This is a genomic window from Leptothrix cholodnii SP-6 (assembly GCF_000019785.1).
Classification (GTDB): domain Bacteria; phylum Pseudomonadota; class Gammaproteobacteria; order Burkholderiales; family Burkholderiaceae_C; genus Sphaerotilus; species Sphaerotilus cholodnii.
The window spans coordinates 369982-391397 of record NC_010524.1; the positions used below are offsets into that span (position 1 = coordinate 369982).

Genomic DNA, 21416 nt, shown 5'->3' on the forward strand with positions numbered 1-21416 from the left:
TCGATTGCGCGGCGCCGCCCGCGCGGCGCAGCCGTGCGCGCCTGCCCGGGCGTGAAGTCGATGCATGTCAATTTCCGGCTTGTTTTACAAATTGGGCTAATTGACGATGTCAAATGTAAGTTTGGGTGTTGTGACGGAAACAACCTGTGATTAATCGCTCGAATGGGGGTTGATGTTCTAAAAAGATGGGATAAAGTCCCACAAAACAACGGAGCGAGAGACCATGAGCCAGCCTTCCACACCCCTTCGAGTGCGTGCCCGGGCCATCTGGAGGCGGGCCCCGGTGACCGGGCTGCTGGTCTCTTCGCTGTTGGCGGTGGCGGGTGGGGCGGGGGCGTTCGAGCGCGACGACGCGCCGCGCCAGCCCAGTGCCCGCGCCTCGGCGGCGATGCCCGACGACGAGGGCGACACCGACCGCGTGATCGTCAAGTACCGTCGAGCCACCAGTGCCGACGCGCTGGACGAACGCGCGCTCAACGCACTGCGGGTGGCGGGCAACCGCAACGGCCTGGAGATCTCGCGCCTGCGTGGCAACGCCCGCGGCGGCCATGTGCTGCGGGCGAGCCGTCGCATGTCGATGGCCGAGGCGCGCCGCCTGGCCGACGAGCTGCGCAACGGCGATGCCGACATCGAATACGCCGAGCCCGATCGCCTGATGCAGGCGCAGTACCTGCCGAACGACCCGCAATACGCCAGCCAGTGGCACTACAGCGAGGCCGCCGCGGGCATCCGCCTGCCGCTGGCCTGGGACAAGAGCAGCGGCGCCGGCGTGGTGGTGGCGGTGCTCGACACCGGCGTGCGCCGCCACGCCGATCTGGCGGGCAACCTGCTGGCCGGCTACGACTTCATCGTCGACACCACCGTCGCCGCCGACGGCAACGGCCGCGACACCGACCCGACCGACCCCGGCGACTGGGCTGCCGCCGGCGAATGCGGCACCGGCTCGGCCGCGCGCAACAGCAGCTGGCACGGCACCCACGTGGCCGGCACGATCGCGGCGGTGTCCAACAACGGCGTCGGCGTGGCGGGCGTGGCGCGTGGCGCCAAGGTGCTGCCGCTGCGGGTGCTCGGCAAGTGCGGCGGCTACACCTCGGACATCGCCGACGCGATCGTCTGGGCGGCCGGCGGCGCGGTTGCCGGCGTGCCGGTCAATCCGACGCCGGCGCGGGTGATCAACCTGTCGCTCGGCGGCGTGGGGGCCTGCGACATCACCACCCAGAACGCCATCAACAGCGCCCGCAGCCGCGGCGCGGTGGTGGTGGTGGCAGCCGGCAACGCGACCGCCGACGCGGCGCGCTACAGCCCGGCGAGCTGCGCCGGCGTGATCACGGTGGCATCGGTCGGGCGCACCGGCGCGATCGCCAGCTACTCGAACTTCGGCGCCAATGTCGACGTGGCCGCGCCCGGTGGCGACGGCACCGCGACCATCCTGTCGACGCTCAACAGCGGCACCTCGAAGGCCCGCAGCGACAGCTATGCCGGCTACCGCGGCACCTCGATGGCGACGCCGCACGTGGCGGGCGTGGCCGCGCTGATGCTCGCGCGCAATGCGGCGCTGACGCCCGACGAGGTCGAGGCCCGCATCAAGAGCAGCGCGGCGGCGCGCGGTTTTCCGGTGTCATGCGCACAGTGCGGCGTGGGCATCGTCGACGCCAACGCGGCGGTCGACGCGGCGCTGGGCACCGGCACCGCGCCCGCCCCGGCACCGGCTCCCGCACCGGCGCCGACCCTCGGCACGCTGGCCGAGGTCGAGTCGAACAACACGATCGCGACCGCGCAGGCGCTGTCGGGCAGCCTGCTGCAGGTGAATGGCAGCATGGCCAGCGCCACCGATGTCGACCACTTCCGCATCAACATCGCGCCGGGCAAGACGCTGCTGGTCACGCTCGCGCCCAACGCCAGCTCCGACTACGACCTGATCGCCTACAACAGCGCGGGCATCCTGGTGGCGCAGAGCACGCTCGGCGTCGGCGTGGCCGACAGCGTCAGCCTGCTGAACTCGGGCAGCGCGGCGATCAGCGTGACGCTGCGGGTCGGCTATTTCAGCGGTGGCACCGGCAGCCCGGCCGGCAGCTACACGCTCAAGCTGTCGCAGTGAACGGCGGTTGAGCCAGGGGCTCGCCGGTCGGCGACGCCCGCGTGCGCCGGTTTCGATGGCCTGTGTCTACACCGTGGACACAGGCCATTTGTTCGATCCTGTGACGTCGGCGATCGGCGGTAAACAGCCGGCCGTGACAGTGGCATCGGTTTGTTTCCGGCGGTCAAGTTCGACCGCCGGTCTCCGAAGATCGGCGATCGCGACATCCGGCTGCCCCGGATCGCTCCGTCCATCGCCGCACCGAGGTCACATGAATCACAAACGGGAATCCCTGCGCACGAACCCCTGGGCCAGCACGGCGGCCGACTGGGCCTGGGGCATCGCGATCGGTGCGCTGCTGCTGGCGGCCGGCAGCTCGTGGTCGATGGCGCGTGGCGATCGGCGCGATGTCCGCGCCCCGACCCAGGCGACCGCCGACGAGGAGGGCACCGACCGGGTGATCGTCAAGTACCGCAACGCCGATCGCAGCCAGATCGATCCGACCACGCAGGGCTCGGTGCGGGTGGCCGGCAACCGCGCCGGCGTGCGCCTGAGCCGGCTGCGCGGCATGGCGCACGGCGGTCACGTGCTGCGCGCCGATCGGCGCCTGTCGCTGGCCGCGGCGCAGCGGCTGGCCGACGACATCCGCAGCGGCGACGCCGAGGTCGAATACGCCGAGCCGGACCGCATCATGACGATCCAGCTGGTGCCCAACGACCCTTCGTACGCCAGCCAATGGAACCTGTTCGAGGCCACCGCCGGCCTGAACCTGCCCGCCGCCTGGGACAAGAGCACCGGCGCCGGCGTGGTGGTGGCGGTGCTCGACACCGGCGTGCGTCCGCACGTCGACCTGGCCGGCAACCTGCTGGCGGGTTACGACTTCATCAACGACACCACGGTGGCCAACGACGGCAACGGCCGCGACGCCGACGCCTTCGACCCGGGCGACTGGGCCGCTGCCGGCGCCTGCGGCAGCGGCAGCGCGGCCGACAGCAGCAGCTGGCACGGCACCCACGTGGCCGGCACGATCGCCGCGCTGACGCACAACGCCCGCGGCGTGGCCGGTGTGGCGTTCGGCGCCCGGGTGCTGCCGGTGCGGGTGCTGGGCCGCTGTGGCGGCTACACCTCGGACATCGCCGACGGCATGGTCTGGGCGGCCGGCGGCAGCATCACGGGCGTGCCGGCCAATCCGACGCCGGCGCGCGTGATCAACCTGTCGCTGGGCGGCAGCGGCGCCTGCGGCACCACCACCCAGAACGCCATCAACAGCGCCCGCAGCCGCGGTGCGGTGGTGGTGGTGGCGGCCGGCAATTCGGCGGCCAACGCGGCCGGCTTCTCGCCGGCCGGCTGCGCGGGGGTGGTCACGGTGGCGGCGGTCGGGCGCAGCGGCGCGCGGGCCTCGTACTCGAACTACGGCACGGTGGTCGACGTCGCCGCGCCGGGTGGCGACGGCAGCTCGGGCATCCAGTCGACCCTCAACGCCGGCAGCAGCACGCCGGGCGCGGACAGTTATGCGTCGTACATGGGCACCTCGATGGCGACGCCGCACGTGGCCGGCGTGGTGGCGCTGATGCTGGCGCGCAACCCGGCGCTGACGCCCGACGAGGTCGAGGCCCGGCTGAAGTCGAGCGCGGCCGCGCGCGGTTTTCCGGTGGCGTGTTCGCAGTGCGGCAGCGGCCTGCTCGATGCCAACCGTGCGATCGACGCCGCCATCGGCAGCGGCACGACGACGCCCGCCCCGACCCCGGCACCGGCTCCCACGCCGACCCCCGCCCCCACCCCGAGCCTGACGCAGGTTGCCGAAGTCGAATCCAACCATGCCCGCTCGTCGGCGCAGGCGATCAGCGCCAACCCGGCGCAGGTCAACGCCACCATCGGCAGCACCTCGGACACCGACTATTTCCGCGTCACGTTGGCGGCTGGCAGGACCCTGGTCGCCACGCTCGCGCCCAACGCCGGCTCCGACTACGACCTGTACGCCTACAACGCCGCCGGCACGCGGGTGGCGTCGAGCGTGCTGGGCACCGGTGCGGTCGATACCGTATCGGTGCGCAACGCCGGCACCGGCGCGACCACCGTCTACGTGCGGGTGCTGCGCTACAGCGGCGGCACGGGCGCCACCGGCGGCCGGTACACGCTCAAGTTGGCGCAGTGAACGTCGGTTCGCCGGCCTGAAGCGGCGCCGGCCATTGCAGCGCCGCGCCGCTTTCCTGCCGGGGCCGGCGCGCCAGGCTGCGGTGCAGCTGGGCCAGTTCGGGCATCGACGGCGCGGCGGGGTCGGCCGGGGCGGTCGGCAGGGCCGGCGCCGGCGGCACGCGGTACTGGATCGCCGCGCCGGCCAGCACCTCGCCCATGATGGTGGCGCCGAGTGCCGGCGACAGCACATGGCCCTGGAACTCGTCGCAGCCCTGCTCGCGCAGGAAGGCCAGCTGGGCATCGGTCTCGATGCCTTCGGCGATCACCCGCAGGCCCAGCGTGTGGGCCAGGCCGATGATGGCCGCGCAGATCGCCGCGCCGTCGCCGTCGACGTCGGCCACGAAGGAGCGGTCGATCTTCAGGCCGTCCATCGGCAGGCGCCGCAGCATCGCCAGCGACGAGCAGCCGGTGCCGAAGTCGTCGATCGCCAGCTGCACGCCGGCCTCGCGCAGCATCAGCAGGCGCGTGCTCAGCGTGGCGGTGGCGGCGCGGGCGGCGGCGGTGTCGGTCATCAGCGCGGCTTCGGTCAGCTCGATGCAGAGGTGGCGACCGGCCAGCCCGGCGTCGGCCAGCGAGCGCAGCACGCGCGCCACGAAGTCGGGCTGCTGCAGCTCCTGCGGCGTGACGTTGATGGCGATGCGCGGCACCTCGAGCCCGCGGTCGAGCCAGCGGCGGATCTGCCGGCAGACCCGCTGCAGCACCCAGTCGCCCAGCGCGACGATCAGGCCGTTGGCTTCGGCCATCGGGATGAACAGGCTCGGCGGCACGCTGCCGCCGGCGCCGTCGGGCCAGCGCAGCAGCGCTTCGGCGCCGGTCAGCGCGCCGGTCTGCAGGTCGACCTGCGGCTGGTAGTGCAGCTCGAAGCTGCCGTCGGCGATGGCGCGGCGCAGGCGCGCCTCGAGCCGCAGGCGCTCGCGCTGGCGCGGGGCGAGGTCCTGCTCGTGGAACTGGCACTGGCCGGGGCCGCGGCTGCGTGCGTGGTGCAGCGCCCGTTCGGCCGCCTCGAGCAGCGCGGTGGCTTCGACGCCGTCGTGCGGCAGCAGGCCGATGCCGGCGTTGGCGCTCAGGCTGGCTTCTTCGCCGGCCACCGTGAGCGGCTCGCCGGCCTGCTTCAGCAGCTGGCGCGCCAGCTGCAGGGCCTGCTCGCCGTGCGAGATCTGCGGCCAGACGATCGCGAAGCCGCCGTCCCAGCGGTACAGCTCGGCGGCCGGGCGCAGCCGGTGGCGGTCGGCCTCCTGGCGCAGCACGTCGGTCAGCCGCGTCTCGATCGCGTCGACCATGTCGCGGCGGATCGCGGTGCCGAGCGCGGTGTCGATCTCGGCCAGGCGGTTCAGGCCGACGAGCAGCAGCGCGCCCATCGCGCCGAGCTGGCGCGCCTGGCCGACGGCCTCGTCGATGGCGGCGATCAGCTCGGGCGCCGGCCGGGCCGCGCTGCCGCCGTGCAGGCTGCGACTGCTCGTCGGCGCGCGTTCGGGGGAGGCGTGTCCGGGTGTCGTGTGTCCGTGTGTCGCGGGGGCCGGCCGCTGCGCAGCGGCCCCGGGCGGCAGCTGCACCGGCTGCCGGGTCAGCCGCGTCAGCCGGGCCGCCAGGCGGGCCATCGTCTCGATGTCGGCGGCCGTGTCGTCGAGCACCAGCAGCGACAGCGCGCCGGCCCGCAGGGCCTCGTGGCGCCAGTCGATGCCGTCGCTGCGGGCTGCGCCGGGCAGCAGCGCGAGCAGCGCGGGGGCGACCGGTGTCGCACCGGGCCGGGTGGGCGGCTCGCCGGACACGGGCGGGCCGAACTCGCGGATCTCGAGCGCCAGGCCGCGCTGGCCGGCGTGGCCGAGCACCGGTTGCATGCCGCGGGCGAACAGCGCGCTCGCCAGGGGCCCGCGCAGGCGCGCGCCCACCTGCAGCAGGACCCGTGCCGGGCTGGTCCTGGGCGTGCGTGCACCGAGCATCGGGACGGTCGGCTCGGCGGTGTGGCGGGGGAGGGGCGTATCCGTCTTGGCAGGCATGGGGGCGGTGCGGTGGAGCGTCTGAGAAGAGGTGCCGCCGCGCGCTTGCAGCGCCTGGGGCGGGCCCCTGTTCTATCGGCGCGAGTCCCCCTCGGCTTGATGGTCGGGCTGCGCCCTACAATCCAGAGCTTTGTCTTTCGCTCGAGGAGCCTGACGGTGTTCATTTCCAATGCATTCGCGCAAGCGCCCGCCGCCACTGCCGCCGACGGCGGTTCGTCTTTGATGAGCATGCTGCCGCTGGTGCTGATGTTCGTGGTGCTCTACTTCATCATGATCCGCCCGCAGCAGAAGCGCGCGAAGGAGCACAAGGCCATGATCGACGCGATCGGCAAGGGCGACGAGATCGTCACGTCCGGCGGCCTGCTGGGCAAGGTCACCAAGATCGGCGACAACTACCTGTCGATCGAGATCGCCAACGGCGTCGAGGCCCAGTGCCAGCGCGGTTCGGTGATTCAAGTGCTGCCCAAGGGCACCATCAAGTAAGCCACGGCGACCCCGCGGGGTTCAACCCGGGCGGTGCATCCTGCACGCGCCCGGACCCGCCGCCACACGGGGCTCGGCCCCGAGGACGTGACGATGAACCGTTATCCCTGGTGGAAGTACCTGATCCTCGCCATCGCGGTGCTGGTCGGGTCGCTTTACACCCTGCCCAATTTCTTCGGCGAAGCGCCGGCCGTGCAGGTCTCGAGCGGCAAGGCGACCGTGAAGGTCGATGCCTCGCTGGTGCCGCGCGTGCAGCAGGCGCTCGCCGGTGCCGGCCTGTCGCCCGACTTCGTGCAGCTCGAGGGCCTGTCCGTGCGCGCCCGCTTCGGCGACACCGACACCCAGCTCAAGGCGCGGGATGCGGTCGTCAAGGCGCTCAATCCGGATCCGTCCGACCCGAGCTACATCGTCGCGCTGAACCTGATCTCGCGTTCGCCGCAGTGGCTGACGGCGATGCGCGCGCTGCCGATGTACCTGGGCCTGGACCTGCGCGGCGGCGTGCACTTCCTGATGCAGGTCGACATGAAGGCGGCGCTGACCAAGAAGGCCGAGTCGCTGACCGGCGACCTGCGCGCGCTGCTGCGCGACAAGTCGATCCGCCATGCCGGCATCGTGCGCAACGGCGATGGCGTCGAGGTGCGCCTGCGCGACGCGCCAACCCAGGCCCGCGCGCTGGCGCTGCTGCGCGAGCAGCAGCCCGACCTGCTGTGGGTCGAGTCCACCGACGGCACCGAATTCAAGCTCGCCGGCACGCTCAAGCCCGAGGCCGCGCGCAAGGTCCAGGAACAGGCCGTCACGCAGAACATCAACACCCTGCACAACCGCATCAACGAGCTCGGCGTGGCCGAGCCGGTGATCCAGCAGCAGGGCCTCGACCGCGTGGTGGTGCAGCTGCCGGGCGTGCAGGACGTCGCCAAGGCCAAGGACATCATCGGCCGCACGGCCACGCTCGAGGTGCGCCTGGTCGACGACAGCACCGAGGCGCAGGCGGCGCTGTCGGGCGGTGGCCCGGTGCCGTTCGGCACCGAGCGCTACACCGAACGCGGTGCGCGCGCGATCATCGTCAAGCGTCAGGTCATCCTGACCGGCGAGAACCTGACCGACGCGCAGGCCGGCTTCGACGAGAACCAGCAGCCCGCCGTGCACCTCACGCTCGATGCCCGCGGCGCGCGCATCTTCCGCGACGTCACGCGCGAGAACATCAACAAGCGCATGGCCATTCTCCTGTTCGAGAAGGGCAAGGGCGAGGTCGTCACCGCGCCGGTGATCCGCAGTGAAATCGGCGGCGGGCGGGTGCAGATCTCGGGTTCGATGTCGCCGGTCGAGTCGGCCGACACCGCGCTGCTGCTGCGCGCGGGCTCGCTGGCCGCGCCGATGGAGATCATCGAGGAGCGCCTGATCGGCCCCAGCCTGGGCGCCGAGAACATCGCCAAGGGCTTCGACAGCGTGCTGTACGGCTTTGTCGCGATCGCGATCTTCATGTGCTGCTACTACCTGCTGTTCGGCGTCTTCTCGACCCTGTCGCTGGGCGTGAACCTGCTGCTGCTGGTGGCGGTGCTGTCGATGATGCAGGCCACGCTGACGCTGCCGGGCATCGCCGCCATCGCGCTGGTGCTGGGCATGGCGATCGACGCCAACGTGCTGATCAACGAGCGCGTGCGCGAGGAACTGCGTGCCGGCGCCTCGCCGCAGATGGCGATCCACACCGGCTACGAACGCGCCTTCGCGACCATCCTCGACTCGAACGTCACCACGCTGATCGCCGGCCTGGCGCTGCTCGCCTTCGGCTCCGGCCCGGTGCGCGGCTTCGCGGTGGTGCACTGCCTGGGCATCCTGACCTCGATGTTCTCGGCCGTGATGTTCTCGCGCGGCCTGGTGAACCTCTGGTACGGGCGCAAGAAGAAGCTGCAGAAGGTCTCGATCGGCCAGGTGTGGCGACCGGCCGGTGCGGTCGCCGAACCCGGCTCCGGCGTCAGCGTCGGCAAGCAGGCCTGAACCCCGTCGCCCCCAGGAGCATTCATGGAGTTTTTCCGTTTCCGGCGCGACATCCCGTTCATGCGGCATGCGCTGGTCTTCAATGTCATCTCGTTCCTGACCTTCGCGGCAGCGGTGTTCTTCCTGATCACGCGCGGCCTGCACCTGTCGATCGAGTTCACCGGCGGCACGGTCATCGAGACCGAATACGCGCAGAGCGCCGACATCGCCCGCGTGCGCGGCACCATCGAGACGATGGGCCTGGGCGAGGTCCAGGTGCAGAAGTTCGGCACCTCGCGCGACGTGCTGATCCGCCTGCCGCTGCGTGAAGGCGTCAAGCAGAACGAGCTGGTCGGGCGGGTCTTCACGCAGCTGTGCACGGCCGAGCAGGGCACGGTCAGCCAGCAGCAGACCACCACCGACAAGGGCGAGACGATCAGCCGCCAGGTCTGCCAGACCGCCGCGGGTGCCGAGCCGCTGAAGCTCTCGCGCAGCGAGTTCGTCGGCCCGCAGGTCGGCAAGGAACTGGCCGAGGACGGCGCCAAGGCGCTGGCGTTCGTGATCGTCGGCATCATGATCTACCTCGCGCTGCGCTTCGAATGGAAGTTCGCGGTCGCGGCGATCATCGCCAACCTGCACGACGTCATCATCATCCTGGGCTTCTTCGCGTACTTCCAGTGGGAGTTCTCGCTGTCGGTGCTGGCGGCGGTGCTGGCGGTGCTGGGCTACTCGGTCAACGAGTCGGTGGTGATCTTCGACCGCATCCGCGAGGCCTTCCGCCGCTACCGCAAGATGACGACTGTCGAGGTGATCGACCACGCCATCACCAGCACGATGAGCCGCACCATCATCACCCACGGCTCGACCCAGATGATGGTGCTGTCGATGCTGCTGTTCGGTGGCCCGACGCTGCACTACTTCGCGCTGGCGCTGACGATCGGCATCCTGTTCGGCATCTATTCGTCGGTTTTCGTGGCGGCGGCGATCGCCATGTGGCTGGGCGTCAAGCGCGAGGATCTGGTGAGCACCCCGCGCAAGGACCACGATCCGAACGACCCGAACACGGGTGCCGTGGTCTGACGCTGGTGTAGAGTTCCTTCACCGCACCCTTCCGCCACCCGCTGCCCACCCCATCACCCATGGCCTCTGCCGTTCACTCCCCGGCCCTGGCAGCGCAGGCTCGACGGTTCTACTTCGAGCTGCTGCTGCGTGAGTTGCCGCGGGTGATCAAGGCGGTCAACCAGGGGGCACGTGAGCTGATGAGCCAGTCCGGCTCTCCCGAACTGGTGACACGGCGGCGCGATCTGGTGCTGGACCTGCCGCGCCAGGCGCCGCGCTGGCATCAGTGCATGGTGCAGGCCTTGCGTGCCGCGGTGACGCCGCCGCCGCCCGGCACCCAGCGGCCGGCCCACACCCTGATGGCGACCAAGGCCAGCGAGCTGGCGCTGGTCGACGACGACACGATCGAGCTCGAGATCGTCGCCTCGCGCATGGCGCTGGCGATCATGGACAAGGCGTCGTGGGAGTTCTCCGACCTGCGCTATCGCATGTCGGCGCTGGAGCGCCGCGAGGAGATGGACGCCCACGACGTCCTGCGCCCGCACGTGCTGGCACGTGCCACGGTGGATGGCTGGCGCGCCGGGGGGCTCACGCTCGACCACTGGCGCACCGCCCAGCAGGTCATGCACGAGGAGTTCGCCAGCCTGATCCAGGAGGCCTACCACGAGACCAACCGCTGGCTGATCGGCCAGGGCGTGTGCACCGACGTCAACCTGCGGCCCTTCATCCGGCGCAGCCGCGACCTGGGTGTCGCCACCGGCAGCGGTGCCCTCGGTGCGCCGTCGGGCGCTTCGGCACACGGTCCGCACACCGGGCCGGGCACGGCACCGGCGCCGATGTCGCCACCCGCCGCGCCGGCCGCCGGTGCAGGCGGCAGTCCGGCCGCGCGCTATCCGACCCCGACCGGCTACGCCAAGGACAAGATGCAGCCGACGCCGGAGACGGCGCACCAGTTCGCCCCGACGGTGGTCGCCGGCCTGTCGCCGGCGGCACGGCATCCGGGGCCGACCTCGCGCGGATCCGGCTCGGCGGAGGGCTCGGGCGGCGGCGGTGGCGATCGCCGCGATGTCGAGGAAGAAACCCGGCTGATGACACATTCGCCGTCGCTGGTGCGATCGCTGGAGCAGGCCGAAGCGGTGCTGGGGCGGCTGAACCGGCTGGTGTCGCGTCAGGTGCCCGAGTTCAACGGTTCGACCATCGCCCAGCCTCATCCGGCGTCGCCCGGTCTGCGGGCTGCCATCAACGACGCCCAGACCGCGGTTCGCCAGCGGTTTGACGCGCGCGGTGCGCCCGCGGCAACCGGTGGGCCACCGGTGCTGGGCGCTGCCCAGATGGTCAGCACGCCCGCGCTCCTGCAGGAGTTGCAGACCCGCAAGCAGGCCCTGAAGCAGGCGGCGAGCACGCCGGTCGAACGCGCCACGATCGAGATCGTCGCGCTGATGTTCCAGAGCCTGCTGACCGAGGAGCGCATCCCGACCGCGGTGCGGGTCTGGTTTGCCCGGCTGCAGATGCCGGTGCTGCGCGTGGCGATCGTCGAACCCGACTTCTTCGCCACCGTCGACCATCCGGCGCGCCAGCTGATCGACCGCATGGGCGCCTGCGTGATGGGTTTCGAGGCCGGCAGCGCGGGGGTCAGCGAAGCGCTCGAGAAAGAGATCAAGCGTGTCGTGCAGGTGGTCGAGGCCTACCCCGACACCGGCCGGCGGGTGTTCCAGACCGTGCTGACCGAGTTCGAGCGCTTTCTCGAGAACTACTTCAAGACCACCCACGCCGCGGCCAGCAAGGGCGTCAGCCTGGCGCAGCAGATCGAGCAGCGCGAGACGCTGGCGATCCAGTACACCATCGAGTTGCGCAAGATGCTCAACGAGGTGCCGGTGCATGACGGCGTGCGCGAATTCCTGTTCCACGTCTGGGCCGATGTGCTGGCCACGGCCGCGGTCAAGTCCGGCCAGGGCAGCGAGGCCACCAAGCTGATGCAGCGCGCTGCCGCCGATCTGATCTGGCTGGCCAGTGCCAAGGTGTCGCGCGAAGAGCGCTCCGAAGCCATCCGCCGCCTGCCGCCGCTGTTGAAGAAGCTGCGCGAAGGCATGGGCTCGGCCGGTGTGCCGCAGGTCAAGCAGGACGAATACATCCAGGCGCTCAACAACTCGCTGGCCGCCGCCTTCTCGGCACGCACCGCGACGATCCCGACCGAGCGGCTCGAAGAGCTGATGATGCAGCTCGAGACCATCGAGGAACTGCTGCCCGATGCCGAGAACTTCGAGATCGACGAGTCGATGGTGCGCGACCTGTCAGGCCACGAGGATGGCGACATGGAAGTGGTCGCCGAAGGCGGGTCGATGCCCACGCCTGCCATGCTGGCCTGGACCGGCAACCTGCAGGTCGGCTCCTGGTTCAAGCTCGATTACCGTGGCCGTGTCGATCCGGTGCAGATGGCCTGGCAAGGCATGCGCAAGCAGTTCTGCCTGTTCGTGACGCCGACCGGCCGCGGCATCATGTTCCAGAAGCACCGCTTGGCTTCGTTCCTGCAAGCGGGTTTGCTGGTGCCGGTCGAGGAAGAGTCCCTGACCGTGCGCGCCACGCGCGACGCGCTGGCCAAGCTCGACGCCGACCCGGATCGCCTGCTGCATTGACGTCAGGCCTTCCGACAGGCGGGCCGCCGCCGGTCAGTGGATCAGGCGGTCTTCCGCGTCGACGAAGAGTTCGTCCAGGATGAGGGCGTCCGGTTCTTCGCCGAGGCTCCAGAACACCATCAGCACGATGATCTTGAGGTCTTCGAGCGCAACCGGGCCGCCACCGAGGGCCATCGCCCGATCGACCGCGATTTCACGCATGGCCGGCGGCAGCACGCCGGCCGACTCGAGGAAGCTGATGAACGCGATCGATGCGAGGCCCAGGTGGTCCTGTTCGCTCGGCGAATAGACCCGCAACGAAAGCTCGCTCTGGGTGCCGATGTGCGATTCGGCGGCGCCCGCCAGGCCGTCGAGCCAGGTCAGTGCGTCGGCGATCTCTTCGCTCTCGAAGCCGACGGCAGAGAGCTTCTTCGACAGCTGGTCGTGATCCGGACAGGCGTCCGGACGCCAGTAATTTTCGTAGAGGTATACGAGCACGTCGAACATGAAGTGACTATACCCCAGGGCTGTCGGCGCAACGGTCGCGCCACCCGTGTGCGCTGTCACATTTCAGTTCATGCCTGCGCCCGGCGCTGGAACAGCTGCCCCGGCAGGCGCACGACCTGGCCGCTCAATTCGAGATCGAGCAGGTGCACGTTGAGTTCGGCGGTCGCCCAGCCCGTGCGCGCCTGCAGCACGTCCAGGGTGGCGGCGCTCCAGCCCAGGGCCAGCAGGATCGGGTCGTCGACGTCATCAGGGGGCGGGTTGGCGTCGTCGGGTTGCTCTGCGGCCGGTTCCGCGTGTGCAGGGCCGGTGCTGACTGCCGCTGCGGGGACGGCCAGATGGAGTTCTTCGAGCACGTCCTGCGTGCTCTCGACCAGCTTGGCGCCCTGGCGGATCAGGGCGTGACAGCCGCGTGACTGCGGGTTGTGGATCGAGCCGGGGATGGCGAACACCTCGCGGCCGAATTCCGATGCGAGCCGCGCCGTGATCAGCGAACCCGATTTCAGCGCCGCCTCGACCACCAGCGTGCCCATGCCCAGGCCGGCGATCAGGCGGTTGCGCAGCGGGAAGTGGGCCGCCAGCGGTGGCGTGCCGATGGAGAACTCGCTCAGCAGCAGGCCGCGATCGGCGATCTCGCGCGCCAGTTTCAGATGGGCGCGCGGGTAGACCCGATCCAGCCCGGTGCCGACCAGTGCGATCGTGCTGCCGGTGCCGCCCAGTGCGCCTTCGTGGGCGGCTCCGTCGATGCCCGCGGCCAGGCCGGACACGATGGTCAGGCCGGTCCGGCTGAGCGAGGCCGCGAACGCGCGGGCGTTGTCGGTGCCCTCGGGTGTCGGGTGGCGGCTGCCGACGATCGCCAGCGCCGGGCGTTGCAGCAAGTCGAGCTTGCCCTGTGCGTAGAGCAGCAGCGGCGGGTCGGGCAGATTCAGCCAGATCGAGGGATAGGCGGGGTCTGCCAGGGTCAGGATCCGGCGCCCGGGTTCGCCAGTCAGCCACGCGGCGGTGCGCTCCACCAGCAACGCCAGGCCCTCGGGGGCCTGCTCGAGCTTGGCGGCGGTCGCCTTGTCGATCACGCCGGCGCGGGCCGACACGCTGGCCGAGAGCACCGCTTGCGGGCTGCCGAACGCCGCCAGCAGCCGGCGTGCACTCTGGCGGCCGACGCCGGGTGTCTCGAGCAGTTGCAGCCAGGCGGCCAGTTCGTCGCGATCCACGGGCGGGGGCGGTCAGGGCTGCGTGATGCGATCGCCTGCGCGGACGGGGGTCTCGGAGCTCAGGATCAGCCCGTAGGAGACCCGGTTGAAGACGCGGAAGATGAACAGGTTGCCATTGCGCTCGTCGGGCAGGCGCAACGCCTGGCGCTGCGGATCTTCGGCGTCGCGCACCAGCGAGCCGGTCCGCCAGATCGCCAGCACGTGGCCGGGTTCCATGCCGGTGGACTTGCCGCGGTTGACCGACACGATCTGGTTCTGCCCGGCATGCAGGCCGTCGCCGTAGATCGACACGACCAGCGCCTCCAGCGGTGCGGCGGGCGAGTGCGGCACGTACAGGCTGTCGTCTCGCGGCGGCGCGGCGGCCAGGCGGTCGCCCACGCCGGCCTCCTGGCGCAGCGACACCAGGTTGAAGGTGGCCGGCACGAGCTCGGTGGTGTTTTCGGCGCCGGGCTGGGTCCGGCCGGGCTGGATGTATTCGGCGCTGCCGACGAAGGCCGCTTCGTAGCCCAGCACCTCGCCGCTGGCCGGATCGTGCAGGGGTTTGGCCTGGCGGAAGACCTGCCAGTCGCGCCGTGGCGGCAGGTCGCCGCGCACGTAGGCGATGTCGCCACGGCCGAGCAGCACGCGGCCCTCGCGCCCGGCGACGATGCGTGGGGCGCTTTCGAGCTCGTTGCTGTCGAGCACCACGGCATCGTTGAGGAAGGGCTGGATCAGGTGCATCGCGATCGGCCCGATCGGGCCGCGATCGATGCCGGCGGCGCGCGCGCGTGGCGACAATTTCTGTGTGCCGCCCTCGACCGCGCGCCCCATTTCGAGGCGTGCCCGTCCGTTGCTCTTGACCAGCACCAGCAACTGGCCCGGATAGATCAGGTGCGGATTGCGGATCTGTTCGAGGTTCATGCCCCACAGTTCGGGCCAGCGCCACGGGCTGCGCAGGAAGATCTGCGAGATGTCCCAGAGCGTGTCGCCGCGCTTGACGGTGTAGCTGTCGGGGGCGTCGGGCGCCAGCTCGGACAAGGGCACGCCGGCCTGTGCCACCTGCCGGGCAGTGCTGCGCTGGCCCGCGGTAATCGGATAATCGGGAAAAGCCTGCGCCTGGCTGTCGAGCGCCACCGAACACAACGCAAGTCCGAGCAGGCCGCCGAGCAGCGCCGACAGCGGCTGCGAGCGGACGATGGGGGGGTGACGCAGGATCATGGGCCGCAGCTCCGTGGGTGCTGAACAGGCAGTCTGCCAGCGCCAGAGGAAATGAACCGCAGGCCTCGGCATGGCATCCGGACTTGCGCGAAAATCTTCATTCAGTTTCATAAATTCTGCCTCTAAACCCTTGATGCTGCAATGAAATCGGCAGCGCCATCGGACCCCTGTCATGAGCCTGTTACCCATCCTTCGCTACCCCGATCCGCGGCTCAACAAGATCGCCAGGCCGGTGATCCAAGTCGACGAGCGTATCCGCCAACTGGTCTCCGACATGTTCGAAACCATGTACGAGGCACGCGGAATCGGCTTGGCCGCCACACAGGTCGACGTGCATGAGCGCGTGATCGTGATCGACGTCTCCGAAGAGCGCAACGACCCGCTGGTGCTGATCAATCCGCGCATCGTCGCGGCCAGCGAGGAAATGATGGTCGGCGACGAAGGCTGCCTGTCGGTGCCGACCATCTACGACCGCGTCGAGCGGCATGCGCAGGTGCAGGTCGAGGCGCTCGACCGCAACGGCCAGCGCTACGAGTTCGAGGCCGACGGCCTGCTGTCGGTGTGCGTGCAGCACGAGATGGATCACCTGCTCGGCAAGGTGTTCGTCGAATACCTGTCGCCGCTCAAGCGCAATCGCATCCGCAGCAAGATGATCAAACGGGGTCGCGACGACGGCGAGTCGGCATGACGAGTCTGCGGGTCGCGTTTGCCGGCACGCCGGAGTTCGCGCGTGCCGCCCTGGCGCGCATCCATGCAGCCGGCCACGACGTGCCGCTGGTGCTGACGCAGCCCGACCGGCCGGCCGGTCGTGGCATGAAGCTGCAGGCCTCGCCGGTCAAGCAGCTGGCGCTCGATCTCGGTGTGCCGGTCGCCCAGCCCATGAGCCTGCGGCTCGACGGCAAGTACCCGGCCGAGGCGGCGGCTGCGCAGGCTGCGCTGCTGGCGGCGCAGATCGACGTGATGGTGGTGGCCGCCTACGGCCTGATCCTGCCGGCCTGGGTGCTCGAACTGCCACGCCTGGGCTGCCTGAACATCCACGCCTCGCTGCTGCCGCGCTGGCGCGGCGCGGCGCCGATCCACCGCGCCATCGAGGCCGGTGACACGCAGACCGGCATCACGCTGATGCAGATGGACCAGGGCCTCGACACCGGCGCGATGCTGCTGACCGCCGTCGAGCCGATCGGCCCGGCCGACACCACCGCGAGCCTGCACGACCGGCTCGCCGTGCTGGGCGCCGAGCTGGTGCTGCAGGCGCTCGACGCCGCGGCCGCCGGCACCTTGCAGCCGGTGGTGCAGCCGCTCGAAGGCGTGACCTACGCCCACAAGATCGACAAGCGCGAGGCGCCGATCGACTGGTCGCTGCCGGCGGCCGTGATCGAGCGTCGGGTGCGTGCCTTCGATCCGTTTCCCGGCGCCACCTTCAGCCTGGGCGGCGACACGCTCAAGCTCTGGTCGGCGCAGGTGGTCGACCTGCCGGCCGGTCACGGTCATGCCGCCGGCGAGGTGATCTCGACCGAGGGCGGCACGCCGCTCGTCGCCTGCGGCGAGGGCGCCCTGGCCTTGACGCAATTGCAACGGGCCGGCGGCAAGCGGCTGAGCGGGCGCGACTATCTGCAGGCCCGGCCGGTCGTGGTCGGCGTGCGGGCCGGTTGACGCCGGGGCCGTGCGGCGCGGCACTGTCTCAAGTCGGCCCGTCCGTGTGCCGATAAACCGGCAGAGCTGCTGCCCGTCCCCATCATGCGCATCCTGACTGTCCTTGCCCTCCTGCTTGCCAGCGTCCTCGTGGCGGGCTGCGATGCGCTCGGCATCGAGAGCACCACCGCCACGGCGGCCCGCAAGGAGGCCGACGGCATGGCCATCGGCAGCGCCTGCCGGCACGCCCTGCGCGCGATCGAGGACTGCTACACGCTCAATCCGAAGGCGGCCAAGGCGTCGGTCTACGCCGGCTGGCGCGAGATGGACGAATACATGCGCGAGAACAAGATCGAGGGCGTCGTCCCGGTGATCCCGCGCAAGTCGGCCAAGCCGGCCGCGCCGGCCTCGGCCCCGGACGGCGCCGAAACGTCCGATGCCGCTGGCGCCACCGGCGATGAGCGCCACGGCACCGCCCGGTCCGAGGCCGAGGCACCGCCTGCCGAGCCTGCTGCCCGCAGCAAGGCTCACAACAAGGTCGCGGCGCGCGAACTCACCACGCACTGAGCACGCCGCGCTGAATCGTCGGCGCGACCACGCGGCGGGCGCCGCGGCTGTCGTCGCGTCGTGGCGCGCCCGAAACCGCCCGGTGGGAGAATTGCGGGATGCCCCGCCTCGCCGCCCTGCGCCGCGCCTCCCGTGAACTGCTTGCCGACCCGCACTTGCGGCGCGGCGCGGCCGACATGCTGCCGATGCTGCCCGGCGTGGCCGCATGGGGTCTGGTGACCGGCGTGGCGATGGTCAAGAGCGGCCTGAGCGTGCCGCTGGCCCTGCTGATGACGCTGACCGTCTACGCCGGCACCTCGCAGCTCGCCGCCTTGCCGCTGATGGCGGTCGGCGCGCCGATGTGGGTGGTGCTGATGACGGGTTTTGTCGTCAACCTGCGGTTCCTGATCTACAGCGTGCACTGGCGCTGGTACTTCGGCGGCCTGCCGCGGTCGACGCGCCTGTGGCTCGGCTACCTGGCCGCCGACCTCAATTACGCCCTGTTCCTGAAGGCCTGGCCCGAGCCTCGGCCCGAACCCGGCCAGGTGCCGTATTTCATCGGCGGCGTGGCGGTGGTCTGGCTCGGCTGGCAGCTGCCGAGCTTCGTCGGCATCGTCGCGGCCGACGTCATCCCGCCGCAATGGGGGCTCGGATTTGCCGGCACGCTGGCGCTGATCGGGCTGACCTGCACGTTGCTGATCGATCGCGCCACCTGGGTCTGCGCCGCCGTCGCCGCATCGGCGGCCGTGGCGGCTTATGCCTTGCCGTACAAGCTGCACATCGTCGTCGCCGTGGCGGCGGCCGTGGCAGCCGGGCTGATGATGGATGGCCTGGGCGGCAAGGGCCGTGCGCTCGACGCCTTGCGCGCCTGGCGCGACCAGCGCGGGCGCGCCGGCTGAGCGGCACGCCGCTCACGCCTCGAAACTGGCCTCGTTCAACGTCAAGAATCATGGACACCTGGGAAGCCGCTCTCACCATCGTCGGCCTGGCCTTCATCACGCTGCTCACGCGCGGCCTGTTCCTGTATCCGCACAAGGAGTGGCCGCTGCCGCACTGGGCCAAGCGGGCGCTCAAGTACGCGCCGCTGGCTGCGCTGGTGGCCATCGTCGTGCCCGAGGTGCTGCTCACGCAGGGCCGGCTGCTCGGCACGCTGGCCGACGCGCGACTGCTCGGCGCCGTCGCCGGCGTGCTCTATTTCAGCTGGCGCCGCGGCATCCTCGGCACCATCGTGACCGGCATGCTCGTCTACCTGCCGCTGCGCATCGGCCTGGGCTGGTGAGCGAGCATCGGCGCCGGGCCCGTTCTCGTTTCTTCGTTCCTTCGTTCCCAACCAACCACCGTCAGACACCATGAAAATCCTGCGCCTTCAAGACCTCATCGCCGCCGGCCAGGTGGCCGGCCAGCGCGTGTTCATCCGCGCCGACCTCAACGTGCCGCAAGACGACGCCGGCCACATCACCGAAGACACCCGCATCCGCGCCTCGATCCCCTGCATCGAGATGGCGCTCAAAGCCGGCGCCGCGGTGATGGTCACCAGCCACCTGGGCCGCCCGACCGAGGGCGAGTTCAAGCCCGAGGATTCGCTCGCGCCGGTGGCCGCGCGCATGGGCGAGCTGATGGGCCGCGAGATCCCGGTGATCGCCAACTGGACCGACGGCGTCGAGGTCGCGCCCGGCCAGCTCGTGATGCTGGAAAACTGCCGCCTCAACAAGGGCGAGAAGAAGAACAACGAAGCGCTGGCGCAGAAGATGGCCGCGCTGTGCGACATCTTCGTGCACGACGCCTTCGGCACCGCGCACCGCGCCGAAGCCTCGACCTACGGCATCGCCCAGTTCGCCAAGATCGCCTGCGCCGGCCCGCTGCTGGCCGCCGAGATCGACGCCATCAGCCTGGCGCTGGCCAATCCGAAGCGCCCGCTGGTCGCCATCGTCGCCGGCAGCAAGGTCAGCACCAAGCTGACCATCCTGAAGGCGCTGTCGGCCAACGTCGACGGCCTGATCGTCGGCGGCGGCATTGCCAACACCTTCCTGCTGGCCGCGGGCCTGTCGATCGGCAAGAGCCTGGCCGAGCCCGACCTGGTCGGTGAAGCCCGCGCCGTGATCGACGCCATGAAGGCCCGCGGCGCGGCGGTGCCGATCCCTGTCGACGTGGTCTGCGCCAAGACCTTCTCGCCGACCGCCGAAGCCACCGTCAAGGCCGCCACCGACGTGGCCGACGACGACCTGATCCTCGACATCGGCCCGCAGACCGCCGCCATCCTGGCCGCGCAGCTGAAGGCCGCCGGCACCATCGTCTGGAACGGCCCGGTCGGCGTGTTCGAGTTCGACGCCTTCGCCCACGGCACCGAGACGCTGGCGCGCGCCATCGCCGAGAGCGACGCCTTCAGCATCGCCGGCGGCGGCGACACGCTGGCGGCGATCGCCAAGTACGGCATCGAAAAGGATGTCGGCTACATCTCGACCGGCGGTGGGGCTTTCCTGGAGGTGCTCGAAGGCAAGACGCTGCCGGCGTTCGAGATCCTGACGAAGCGCGCGGCGGGTTGATCGCCTGTTGCTCACAGGTCGGTTCCACCGACCTGTGACGCCAGCGAGGGCCGCCGAAAGGCGGCTTTTTTTCATCCTCGACCAAACGCCCTTGCTGCCTATCGTCTGGGCGTCTGTCCCGCCACGCGAGCAGCCTGCAGATGTGGCGTTTGTCGCAGTCCTCGTCGATTGCGACAACACAGCGCCGGATGTGCTGGAGCACGCGTTACGCGTGGTCGCGCAATTTGGACAGGTCGTGCTGCGGCGGGGGTATAGCAGTCACACGACGCTCGCCAACAAATGGCAGGAAGCGCTGGTGCGGCTGGCGTTCACGCCATGTCTGCAATTTCAATACGCGGCTGGCAAGAACACCTCGGACATTGCTTTGGCTCTGGACGCGTTGGAGGCGATGTTCGATCGCCGGTCAGACACCTTTTGTCTGGTGACCAGCGATTCGGATTTCGCGTATCTGGGCGGGCTGGGCCAGTACCTGAAGCGGACCGACCCGGCCTTTTCGCCGAAGACCGACGGGCACTGCGGACTGCTCGACATGCTGCGCACCTACGACCTGCTGGTGGTGCAGCAGGAGCCCGGTGGGCACTGGACTGTGCGGCTCGAGCCCAGGGCGGAAGGCGAAGAGGGCTGACAGGCCGCCGGCACCCTCGTCCATCCCGATATCGAGGCGCTTGTTGTGGGTTGAGTGATGCACACTCATCAACGAAGTCCGATCGATTCAGGAGCTTTTGATGACCGTTCCCGCCCTGATCTCTCTCTCGGCCGGCGATCTGGCACCGATCTGCCGGCGCCACGGCATCCACCGGCTGGCCGTGTTCGGCTCGCGGCTGAAGGGCACGGCTCGCGCAGACAGCGATCTGGATCTGCTGGTCGAATTCGAGCCGGGTCGCGTGCCCGGATTGCTGGGCCTGAGTGCGATCGAGATCGAGTTGACCGAGGCGCTGGGCGTCAAGGTCGATCTGCGCACCGCGCAGGACCTGAGTCCCTACTTCCGCGACGAAGTGCTCCGGCAGGCACAGGTGGCCTATGCAGGCTGACGACCGCATCCGGATTCGGCACATGGTCGATGCGGCCAACGCCGCTCGCGGCTTCCTGTCCGGTCGGCAGCGCGCCGACCTCGATACCGACCAGATGCTGCTGTTTGCCGTGGTGCGAGCCATCGAGATCATCGGCGAGGCTGCCGCGCGGGTCTCCCCGGAATGTCGTGCCGCCGTGCCGGGCGTGCCCTGGCCGGCCATCATCGGCATGCGCAATCGCATGGTGCATGCGTATTTCGACATCGACCACGATGTGGTGTGGCAGACGGTGCAGGTCGAACTGGCGCCGCTGATGTCGGTCTTGCAGGCCGCGTTGAATCGGCCTTGAATCAACGCCACGACACCGATCTGGCC

Annotated in this window: 19 protein-coding genes; 15 read left to right on the forward strand and 4 right to left on the reverse strand. The window is 70.1% G+C overall.

The genetic code is table 11. The features are described 5' to 3' along the window. Positions 1-283: 283 nt before the first annotated feature. Entirely contained in the window at positions 284-2098 is a 1815-nt protein-coding gene (locus LCHO_RS01715; RefSeq protein ID WP_223210487.1) for a S8 family peptidase, read from the forward strand. Positions 2099-2348: 250 nt separating this feature from the next. Beyond that, positions 2349-4232 (forward strand): S8 family serine peptidase, encoded by a 1884-nt coding sequence (locus LCHO_RS01720; RefSeq protein ID WP_012345378.1) that lies wholly within the window; start codon positions 2349-2351, stop codon positions 4230-4232. Here the strand turns inward: LCHO_RS01720 and LCHO_RS21880 are convergent. Further along, entirely contained in the window at positions 4216-6270 is a 2055-nt protein-coding gene (locus LCHO_RS21880) for a putative bifunctional diguanylate cyclase/phosphodiesterase (protein WP_012345379.1), read from the reverse strand. The genes LCHO_RS01720 and LCHO_RS21880 overlap by 17 nt on opposite strands. Positions 6271-6426: 156 nt before the next feature. On the opposite strand from LCHO_RS21880, the gene yajC reads away from it, so the two are divergent. From yajC to LCHO_RS01745, 4 genes are all read left to right on the forward strand, one after another. Beyond that, complete coding sequence (yajC, locus tag LCHO_RS01730; protein ID WP_043703707.1) at positions 6427-6753, forward strand: preprotein translocase subunit YajC; 327 nt, start codon at positions 6427-6429, stop codon at positions 6751-6753. A 93-nt stretch (positions 6754-6846) separates the two neighbouring features. Continuing rightward, the gene (secD, locus tag LCHO_RS01735) at positions 6847-8748 is read left to right on the forward strand and encodes a protein translocase subunit SecD (RefSeq protein WP_012345381.1); all 1902 of its coding nucleotides are present in this window, start codon (positions 6847-6849) and stop codon (positions 8746-8748) included. Positions 8749-8772: 24 nt separating this feature from the next. Continuing rightward, on the forward strand, positions 8773-9807 hold the full coding sequence (secF, locus tag LCHO_RS01740) for a protein translocase subunit SecF (RefSeq protein ID WP_012345382.1): 1035 nt from the start codon (positions 8773-8775) through the stop codon (positions 9805-9807). 59 nt (positions 9808-9866) lie between these two features. Next, positions 9867-12419: a DUF1631 family protein gene (locus LCHO_RS01745; RefSeq protein ID WP_012345383.1), complete on the forward strand. Its 2553-nt coding sequence runs from the start codon at positions 9867-9869 to the stop codon at positions 12417-12419. A gap of 33 nt (positions 12420-12452) precedes the next feature. Here the strand turns inward: LCHO_RS01745 and LCHO_RS01750 are convergent, their stop codons facing one another. The 3 genes from LCHO_RS01750 to LCHO_RS01760 all read right to left on the reverse strand — a co-directional run bounded on the left by LCHO_RS01750 (position 12453) and on the right by LCHO_RS01760 (position 15310). Beyond that, positions 12453-12905, reverse strand: a complete 453-nt coding sequence (locus tag LCHO_RS01750; RefSeq protein WP_012345384.1) for a Smg family protein — start codon at positions 12903-12905, stop codon at positions 12453-12455. A gap of 68 nt (positions 12906-12973) precedes the next feature. After that, positions 12974-14113 (reverse strand): DNA-processing protein DprA, encoded by a 1140-nt coding sequence (gene dprA / locus LCHO_RS01755; RefSeq protein ID WP_012345385.1) that lies wholly within the window; start codon positions 14111-14113, stop codon positions 12974-12976. Between the two features lie 12 nt (positions 14114-14125). Beyond that, on the reverse strand, positions 14126-15310 hold the full coding sequence (locus LCHO_RS01760; RefSeq protein ID WP_012345386.1) for a LysM peptidoglycan-binding domain-containing protein: 1185 nt from the start codon (positions 15308-15310) through the stop codon (positions 14126-14128). A gap of 172 nt (positions 15311-15482) precedes the next feature. Between LCHO_RS01760 and def the strand changes: the two genes are divergently transcribed. From def to LCHO_RS01805, 9 genes are all read left to right on the forward strand, one after another. Next, a complete protein-coding gene (gene def, locus LCHO_RS01765; RefSeq protein WP_012345387.1) occupies positions 15483-15998 on the forward strand; it encodes a peptide deformylase in 516 nt (171 codons plus the stop codon). 5 nt (positions 15999-16003) lie between these two features. Beyond that, a complete protein-coding gene (fmt, locus tag LCHO_RS01770; protein WP_043704740.1) occupies positions 16004-16963 on the forward strand; it encodes a methionyl-tRNA formyltransferase in 960 nt (319 codons plus the stop codon). Between the two features lie 84 nt (positions 16964-17047). Next, positions 17048-17509, forward strand: a complete 462-nt coding sequence (locus LCHO_RS01775) for a hypothetical protein (protein WP_012345389.1) — start codon at positions 17048-17050, stop codon at positions 17507-17509. Positions 17510-17607: 98 nt separating this feature from the next. Continuing rightward, positions 17608-18387, forward strand: coding sequence for an AzlC family ABC transporter permease (locus LCHO_RS01780; RefSeq protein ID WP_012345390.1), 780 nt, complete (start codon positions 17608-17610; stop codon positions 18385-18387). Between the two features lie 50 nt (positions 18388-18437). Next, positions 18438-18767 carry an AzlD domain-containing protein gene (locus LCHO_RS01785; RefSeq protein WP_012345391.1) on the forward strand — a complete coding sequence of 110 codons (330 nt, stop codon included), beginning with the start codon at positions 18438-18440 and terminating at the stop codon, positions 18765-18767. 70 nt (positions 18768-18837) lie between these two features. Then, on the forward strand, positions 18838-20031 hold the full coding sequence (locus LCHO_RS01790) for a phosphoglycerate kinase (protein ID WP_012345392.1): 1194 nt from the start codon (positions 18838-18840) through the stop codon (positions 20029-20031). A gap of 91 nt (positions 20032-20122) precedes the next feature. After that, positions 20123-20656 carry an NYN domain-containing protein gene (locus LCHO_RS01795; protein WP_223210488.1) on the forward strand — a complete coding sequence of 178 codons (534 nt, stop codon included), beginning with the start codon at positions 20123-20125 and terminating at the stop codon, positions 20654-20656. A 100-nt stretch (positions 20657-20756) separates the two neighbouring features. Further along, positions 20757-21062, forward strand: a complete 306-nt coding sequence (locus LCHO_RS01800) for a nucleotidyltransferase family protein (RefSeq protein ID WP_012345394.1) — start codon at positions 20757-20759, stop codon at positions 21060-21062. Between the two features lie 22 nt (positions 21063-21084). Then, entirely contained in the window at positions 21085-21390 is a 306-nt protein-coding gene (locus LCHO_RS01805; protein ID WP_223210489.1) for a HepT-like ribonuclease domain-containing protein, read from the forward strand. Positions 21391-21416: the final 26 nt, after the last annotated feature.

Excerpts from the sequence above, each read along its gene's own strand:
- LCHO_RS01775 (WP_012345389.1), top strand. The coding sequence starts at position 17,048 with ATGCGCATCCTGACTGTCCTTGCCCTCCTGCTTGCCAGCGTCCTCGTG.
- LCHO_RS21880 (WP_012345379.1), bottom strand. The coding sequence starts at position 6,270 with ATGCCTGCCAAGACGGATACGCCCCTCCCCCGCCACACCGCCGAGCCG.
- LCHO_RS01745 (WP_012345383.1), top strand. The coding sequence starts at position 9,867 with ATGGCCTCTGCCGTTCACTCCCCGGCCCTGGCAGCGCAGGCTCGACGG.
- LCHO_RS01720 (WP_012345378.1), top strand. The coding sequence starts at position 2,349 with ATGAATCACAAACGGGAATCCCTGCGCACGAACCCCTGGGCCAGCACG.
- def (WP_012345387.1), top strand. The coding sequence starts at position 15,483 with ATGAGCCTGTTACCCATCCTTCGCTACCCCGATCCGCGGCTCAACAAG.
- LCHO_RS01805 (WP_223210489.1), top strand. The coding sequence starts at position 21,085 with ATGGTCGATGCGGCCAACGCCGCTCGCGGCTTCCTGTCCGGTCGGCAG.
- LCHO_RS01760 (WP_012345386.1), bottom strand. The coding sequence starts at position 15,310 with ATGATCCTGCGTCACCCCCCCATCGTCCGCTCGCAGCCGCTGTCGGCG.
- LCHO_RS01785 (WP_012345391.1), top strand. The coding sequence starts at position 18,438 with ATGGACACCTGGGAAGCCGCTCTCACCATCGTCGGCCTGGCCTTCATC.
- LCHO_RS01800 (WP_012345394.1), top strand. The coding sequence starts at position 20,757 with ATGACCGTTCCCGCCCTGATCTCTCTCTCGGCCGGCGATCTGGCACCG.
- LCHO_RS01790 (WP_012345392.1), top strand. The coding sequence starts at position 18,838 with ATGAAAATCCTGCGCCTTCAAGACCTCATCGCCGCCGGCCAGGTGGCC.
- LCHO_RS01750 (WP_012345384.1), bottom strand. The coding sequence starts at position 12,905 with ATGTTCGACGTGCTCGTATACCTCTACGAAAATTACTGGCGTCCGGAC.
- secF (WP_012345382.1), top strand. The coding sequence starts at position 8,773 with ATGGAGTTTTTCCGTTTCCGGCGCGACATCCCGTTCATGCGGCATGCG.
- secD (WP_012345381.1), top strand. The coding sequence starts at position 6,847 with ATGAACCGTTATCCCTGGTGGAAGTACCTGATCCTCGCCATCGCGGTG.
- LCHO_RS01780 (WP_012345390.1), top strand. The coding sequence starts at position 17,608 with ATGCCCCGCCTCGCCGCCCTGCGCCGCGCCTCCCGTGAACTGCTTGCC.